This window comes from Streptosporangium sp. NPDC051022 (assembly GCF_040683035.1).
Classification (GTDB): Bacteria; Actinomycetota; Actinomycetes; order Streptosporangiales; family Streptosporangiaceae; genus Streptosporangium.
The window spans coordinates 153359-159878 of the sequence record NZ_JBFBCF010000024.1 but is presented as its reverse complement, the minus strand read 5'-3'; the positions used below and the strand labels follow the sequence as shown (position 1 = coordinate 159878).

The window sequence follows — 6520 nt, the reverse complement described above, 5'->3', positions numbered from 1 at the left end:
TGGACCTGGGCCTTACCGGTCTGGGCCTCCTCGACGAGGCGGGCCATCTGGGCCAGCCGGGTGTCGGCGCCGACGCGGGTGGCGCGGATCGTCAGACGGCCGCCGGCGTTGACGGTCGCGCCGGTCACGGGGTCGCCGGGGCCGACTTCGACAGGGACGGACTCGCCGGTGAGCATGGAGGCGTCGACGGCGGAGGTGCCCTCCTCGACCACGCCGTCGGTGGCGATCTTCTCGCCGGGCCGTACCACGAACAGGTCACCGGCCCGCAGCGACTCGACGGGGACGACCTTCCCCGAGGCCAGGGTGACGTCCTTGGCGCCCAGTTCCAGCAGGGCCCGCAGTGCCGCGCCCGCGCGGCGCTTGGAGCGGGCCTCGAAGTAACGCCCCGCCAGGATGAACGTCGTCACGACCGCGGCGGTCTCGAAGTAGATGTTGCCCGAGCCGTCTCCCCCAGCGAGCGCGTGCTCGAACCCGTGCCGCAGCCCGGGGGCGCCCGCACCGCCGAGGAACAGCGCCCACAGCGACCAGCCGAAGGCGGCGAGCGTGCCGACGGAGACGAGGGTGTCCATGGTGGCGGCGCCGTGACGCAGGTTGGTCCAGGCGGCCCGGTGGAAGGGCCAGCCGGCGTAGACCACGACCGGCACGGTGAGGACGAGCGACAGCCACTGCCAGGCGTCGAACTGCAGCGCCGGGATCATCGCCGTCGCGACGACCGGCGCCGACAGCGCGATCGCGACGACCAGACGCCGCCGGAGCGGAGCGAGGTCGTCGTGCTCCCGTTCCTCGTGCGCCTCCTCCGCTTCGGGCAGTCCGGCGCTGTAGCCCGCCCTCTCCACCTCGGCGACCAGCGTCAGCGGGTCGACGTCCTCGGGGAAGACGACCTTCGCCTTCTCGGTGGCGTAGTTGACGGTCGCGGTCACGCCGTCGAGCCTGTTCAGCTTGCGCTCGATGCGGTTCGCGCAGGACGCGCAGGTCATGCCGCCGATCGAGAGTTCGATCTCGCCGGCGCCCGCGGGCGGCCCGGTGGTGGTCGTGGACGTCACGGTTACTCCTTGTGCTTCCACCACCATCGTGCGTGATCCGCCGCGGCGGGCGGTAATCGGGGCGCCCCCGGTGGCGCCCCGGCACCTCCGCCCGGCCCGGACGGACTCAGGCCGGCAGACGCCTGACCCGCTCGGAGGCCGGATCGTAGAGGGGTTCCGCGACGACCTCCGCGCCGGCCCACGTGCCGGTGACGCCGACCTCGACACGGGTGCCGGGCGCGGTCCCCTCAGGCAGGTAGGCGTAGGCGATGGAGCGGTCGACGCGGTGGCCGTACCCGCCGCTGGTCACGCGGGAGGCGGGCTCGCCGCCGAGCCGGACCGGCTCACCGCCGAGACAGACCTGGGCCGGGTCGTCCAGGACGAGGCAGCACAGCCGCCGGGCGGCGTCGCCGTCCGCACCGCCCGCCTCCGTTGCGGCCCTGCCGAGGAAGTCCTTGTCCTTGGCGACCGCGAAGTCCAGGCCCGCTTCGAGCGGGGTGGTCTCCGGGGTGATGTCCGCCCCCCAGACCCGGTAGCCCTTCTCCAGGCGCATCGAGTCGATCGCGCGGTAGCCCGCGGGGCGCATGCCGTACGGGGTGCCCGCCTCCATGAGCGCCTCCCACAGCGTGAGCCCGTACTCCGACGGGCAGTACAGCTCCCAGCCGAACTCGCCGACGAACGTCACCCGCTGGGCCAGTACGGGGACGTTCCCGACGCTGATCTCCCTGGCCTTCATGTATCCGAAGGTCAGGTCGTCGTCGGAGAGCGAGCCGAGGATGTCCAGCGCCCGCGGCCCCCACAGGCAGTAGCAGGCGTGGGCCGAGGTGACGTCCCGGACGTCGAGGCCGTGCCCGCGCAGCCAGGCCGCGTCGTGGACGCCGAAGGCGGTGCCGGTGACCAGGCGGAAGCGGTCCTCGGCGAGGCGGGTGACGGTCAGGTCGGCCTCGACGCCGCCGCGCTCGTTGAGGAGCTGGGTGTAGACGACCGTGCCGGGGGGCCGGTCGAGCTGCCCGGCGCACACGCGCTGCAGCCCCGTCAGCGCCCCGGGGCCGGACACCTCCAGCTTCGAGAACGAGGTCTGGTCGAACAGCCCGGCGGCGTCGCGCGTGGCCAGGCACTCCGCGCGGATCGCCGGGGACCAGACGCGGCCCGCCCAGCCCGCCGGACGCCCCGGCCACGCCGCCTTCCCTCCGATCCTGCCCGCCTCGGAGGGGGCGGCGCCGGCCGGGGCGGGGGCGGCGTCGACGGGAGTGGCGTCGACGGCGTCGACGTCAACGGGGGCGGAGACGGGGGTGGGGACAGGAGCGGGGACGGGGGCGGCGTTGGACTCGAACCAGTTGACCCGTTCCCAGCCCGCCTTCTCGCCGAACACCGCGCCCAGCTCCGCGTGCCGTACCCACGCCGGGGAGCGGCGCAGCGGACGGGCGGCGGTGCGCTCCTCGCCCGGGTAGACGATGTCGTAGTACTTGGAGTAGGAGTCCAGCGCCTTGGCACGCGCCCACCGGGCGGACCGGGCGTGGGCTCCGAACCTGCGCAGGTCCATGCCGAACACGTCGTACTCGGGCGAGCCGTCCACGATCCACTCGGCCATGACCTTCCCGACGCCGCCCGCCGCGGCCAGGCCGTGGACGCAGAACCCGGCCGCCGTCCACAGTCCCCTGACCGGCGTCTCCCCCAGCAGGAACTCCCCGTCCGGGGTGAAGGCCTCGGGGCCGTGGACGACCTTCACGATCGAGGTACGGCCCAGCGCGGGAACCCGCCGCCCCGCCGACTCCCACGATTCCTGAAATTTCGGCATGTCAGGGGAGAAGAGGGTCCGGGGCTCCACCAGCGGGCGGTCGGTGTCCCAGATCTCCGGGGTCCGGATGTAGCCCCCCACCAGGATCCCGCCGTCCTCCTCCCGGAAGTAGACGATGTTGTCGGGGTCGCGGACCGTGGGCGCCGAGGAGGAAACCCCGAAGGGCTCGGTGACGACGTACTGGTGCTTGATCGGCACGATCGGGATGTCCACCCCGGCCAGCCGCCCGAGCCACCCGCTGGCGGCCCCCGCCGCGATGACCACGGTGTCGGCCTGGACCGACCACTCCTCCCAGGCCGCACCCCCTTCGAGGTCCGCTCCGGCGCTCCCGTCGAGCTCCCTCCCGGCACCCACCCCGGCCTGCGGTCCGTCACCCGGCCCGGCGTCCCGTACGGTCGCCGTCCACGTGCCCGGTTCCGCGCGGGAGGCCAGCCGGACCCCGGTGACCCGCCCGCCCGCCTTCTCGATCCCCGTCACCCGGGTGCCGGTGAAGATCCGCACTCCCAGTTTCTCCGCCCCGGCCGCCAGCGCCCTGGCCAGCAGCGCCGGGTCCAGCCAGCCGTCCCCGGGCAGCCAGAGCGCGGCGCGCACGTCGCCCACCTCCAGCAGCGGCAGCATCTCCTTCGCCTCGGCGCCGGACAGGACGGAGATGTCCAGGCCGTAGGTCTCCGCGGCCCCGGCGAGCCGCAGCGACTCCTCGACCCGCTCGGGCGTGGTCGCCAGGCGCAGCCCCCCGACCCCGCGCCAACCGGGGTCCATGCCGGTCAGTTCGGCCAGCTCGGGATAGAGCCCCGCCGAATACATGATCATCTTGGTCTGGGTGACGGTCGAGCGGAGCTGGCCGACGAATCCGGCCGAGTGCCAGGTGGTCCCCTCGGTCAGCTCGTGCTGCTCGACCAGGATCACCTCGCTCCAGCCGAGCCTGGCCAGATGGTAGGCGACGCTGCATCCGGCCACCCCACCGCCGATCACGACGGCCCGCGCGGAGTTGGGAAGGTTCAAGGTCGGCAACCCCTCTGTAACAACTCTGTCCGCACAATCGGATCAATGGTATGAAGGTAGGCCAAAGGAGTTCGGCATGCCAGATGCTCTCGCAGACGTCCGGGAATGGGCGGGCCAGCCCGTCACCGAAACGCCGATCAAGGGTGGGCTCAGTCATCGGGTCGCCCGGCTCGACGCGGCCGACGGGCAGCGCTGGCTGCTGCGGGTGCTCGACCCCCGGGTCTCCGAGGCCGAACTCGGCATCCCCCTCGACCTGGAGATCACCAACACGTTGCTGGCCGCCGAGTCCGGCGTCGGCCCGCGCGTGCTGCGCCGGATGCCCGGCGCCCTGCTGCTGGAGTATCTGGACGGCGTCACCCTGGACGCGGACGCCGTACGGGCACTCCCCGGACCGATCGCGGCGGCCTGTCGCAGGCTGCACGCCGGGCCCCGGTTCGTCAACGACTTCTCCATCTTCCGCAAGCTCGAGCGATTCCTCGACCTGTGCCATACCCACGAACTGCGGCCCCCCGACGGCTACGAGGACCTGCTGGGGACCGCGACGGAGATCGAGCACGCGCTGGCCGCCGACCCGCTGCCCGCGGTGCCCTGCCACAACGACCTGCTGCCCGCGAACTTCATCCGCTGCGGCGCCGAGATCAGGATCGTGGACTACCAGCTGTCCGGGAACAACGACCCGGCCTTCGAACTGGGCGACATCGCCGCCGAGGCGGACTACGACCCCGACCTCACCCGCGGACTGGCCCGCGCCTACTTCGGCGAGGACGACCCCCGGCTGACCGCCAGGGTCCGGCTCAACCTGATCATGTCCAACCTGACCTGGACCCTCTGGTTCGCCGTGCACCACGGCCTGCTGGGGGAACAGGCCGCCGCGGCCGACTTCGACTACGAGGCGGAGGCCGCGGACAAGTTCGCGCGAGCCGTACGGGACCTGGACGATCCGGGGTTCGGGCGGCTCGTCGATGACGTCCGGGGCTCGCACCCCGGATCCTCCACCCCCCGCAACACACGCAAGACGCAAGGAGGCTTGAATGACCAAGCCAGCCCAGCAGGACGAGGACGCGAAGAGACTCGCTGAACTCGGCTACAAGCAGGAGCTCTCCCGCACCTGGAGCGGCTTCTCCAACTTCGCCATCTCCTTCTCCATCATCTCGATCCTGGCCGGATGCTTCACCACCTTCGGCCAGGCGTGGAACAACGGCGGCCCGATCGCCATCTCGTGGGGCTGGCCACTGATCTCGATCTTCATCTTGATCATCGGTCTGTGCATGTCGGAACTGGTGTCCGCCTACCCGACCGCGGGCGGCATCTACTGGTGGGCGGCGAAGATGGGCAAGCCGGTCCACGGCTGGTTCACCGGGTGGTTCAACCTGATCGGCCTGATCGCGGTGACGGCCTCGGTCGACTACGGCTGCGCGACCTTCATGAACATCACCCTCAGCCGGTTCATCTCGGGCTGGACCCCCACCCTGACCAACGCGTTCGCGCTGTTCGCGGTGATCCTCGTCCTGCACGCTTTGATCAACATTTTCTCCCACCGGCTGATCGCCGTACTGCAGAACGTCTCGGTGTGGTGGCACGTGTTCGGCGCGGCGGTGGTCGTGCTCATTCTGATCTTCGGCCCCGATTCGCACCAGTCGATGTCGTTCGTCTTCACCGAGACGATCAACAACTCCGGGTTCTCCGACTCCTCCTACTGGTTCTACGTCCTGCCGCTCGGTTTCCTGCTGACCCAGTACACGATCACCGGCTTCGACGCCTGCGCGCACGTCTCCGAGGAGACCCAGGGCGCCTCGACCGCCGCCGCGCGGGGACTGTGGCAGTCGATCTTCTACTCGGCGATCGGCGGCTGGATCCTGCTGCTGGCCTTCCTGTTCGCGGCCACCGACGTGGACGCGGTCAACAAGGCGGGCGGCTTCGTCGGCGCCATCTTCGACACCGCGCTCCCCGGCAACCTGGCCACGGCGATCTTCGCGATCTCCACCATCGGCCAGTTCTTCTGCGGCATGAGCTGCGTGACCTCGATGTCCCGGATGACCTACGCCTTCTCCAGGGACGGCGCGGTCCCCGGCTGGCGGCTGTGGTCCAAGGTCGACGCCAACCGGACCCCGGTCAACGCGATCGTCTTCGGCTGCGTCGCCGCGCTCGTCCTGACCCTTCCCGCCCTCTACGAGGCCCCCGGCGGGTTGCCGCTGGCCTTCTACGCGGTCGTCTCGGTGGCCGTCATCGGCCTCTACATCGCCTTCGCGATCCCGATCTGGCTGAGGCTGCGGATGGGCGACCGGTTCCAGCCGGGACCGTGGACCCTCGGTTCGAAGTACCGGGTCCTGGGCTGGATCGCGATCATCGAGATCGTCGTCGTCTCGATCTACTTCATCATGCCGCTGGTCCCGGCGGCCGTGCCGTTCAGTGAGGGCTTCACCTGGACGGCGGTGAACTACGCGCCCATCGTGGTGGGCGTGATGATCCTGGGCGTCGGACTGTGGTGGGCGCTGTCGGCCCGGCACTGGTTCACCGGACCGCGCCGCACGATCGACGAGGACACGATCGACGAGGGCCAGCCGGTCGGCTGACCCCGCTCCCAGACTGACCCGCTCCCAGGCTCACTCCGACTCCTCAGGCTCACCCCGGCCCGTCCCGGCTTGCCCGGTCCATCCAGGCTTGCCCGACTCGCCCGGCTCTCCGGCGGAAGGTCCGC

At 71.1% G+C, this 6520-nt stretch carries 4 protein-coding genes; 2 read left to right on the top strand and 2 right to left on the bottom strand.

Features of this window, described 5'->3' with window-relative positions:
• Both AB0N02_RS32430 and AB0N02_RS32425 read right to left on the bottom strand, forming a co-directional pair.
• Positions 1-977, bottom strand: a 977-nt coding sequence (locus AB0N02_RS32430) for a cation transporter (RefSeq protein WP_363954180.1), incomplete at its 3' end; no start/stop codon positions are given.
• A 172-nt stretch (positions 978-1149) separates the two neighbouring features.
• The gene (locus tag AB0N02_RS32425; protein ID WP_363954167.1) at positions 1150-3822 is read right to left on the bottom strand and encodes an FAD-dependent oxidoreductase; all 2673 of its coding nucleotides are present in this window, start codon (positions 3820-3822) and stop codon (positions 1150-1152) included.
• A 76-nt stretch (positions 3823-3898) separates the two neighbouring features.
• Between AB0N02_RS32425 and AB0N02_RS32420 the strand changes: the two genes are divergently transcribed.
• Positions 3899-4900, top strand: coding sequence for a phosphotransferase (locus AB0N02_RS32420; RefSeq protein ID WP_363954165.1), 1002 nt, complete (start codon positions 3899-3901; stop codon positions 4898-4900).
• A complete protein-coding gene (locus tag AB0N02_RS32415) occupies positions 4854-6395 on the top strand; it encodes an amino acid permease (protein WP_363954163.1) in 1542 nt (513 codons plus the stop codon). Before AB0N02_RS32420 ends, AB0N02_RS32415 begins: the two co-directional genes overlap by 47 nt.
• Positions 6396-6520: the final 125 nt, after the last annotated feature.

Coding starts and splice junctions, on each gene's coding strand:
- AB0N02_RS32420 (WP_363954165.1), top strand. CDS start 3,899: ATGCCAGATGCTCTCGCAGACGTCCGGGAATGGGCGGGCCAGCCCGTC.
- AB0N02_RS32415 (WP_363954163.1), top strand. CDS start 4,854: ATGACCAAGCCAGCCCAGCAGGACGAGGACGCGAAGAGACTCGCTGAA.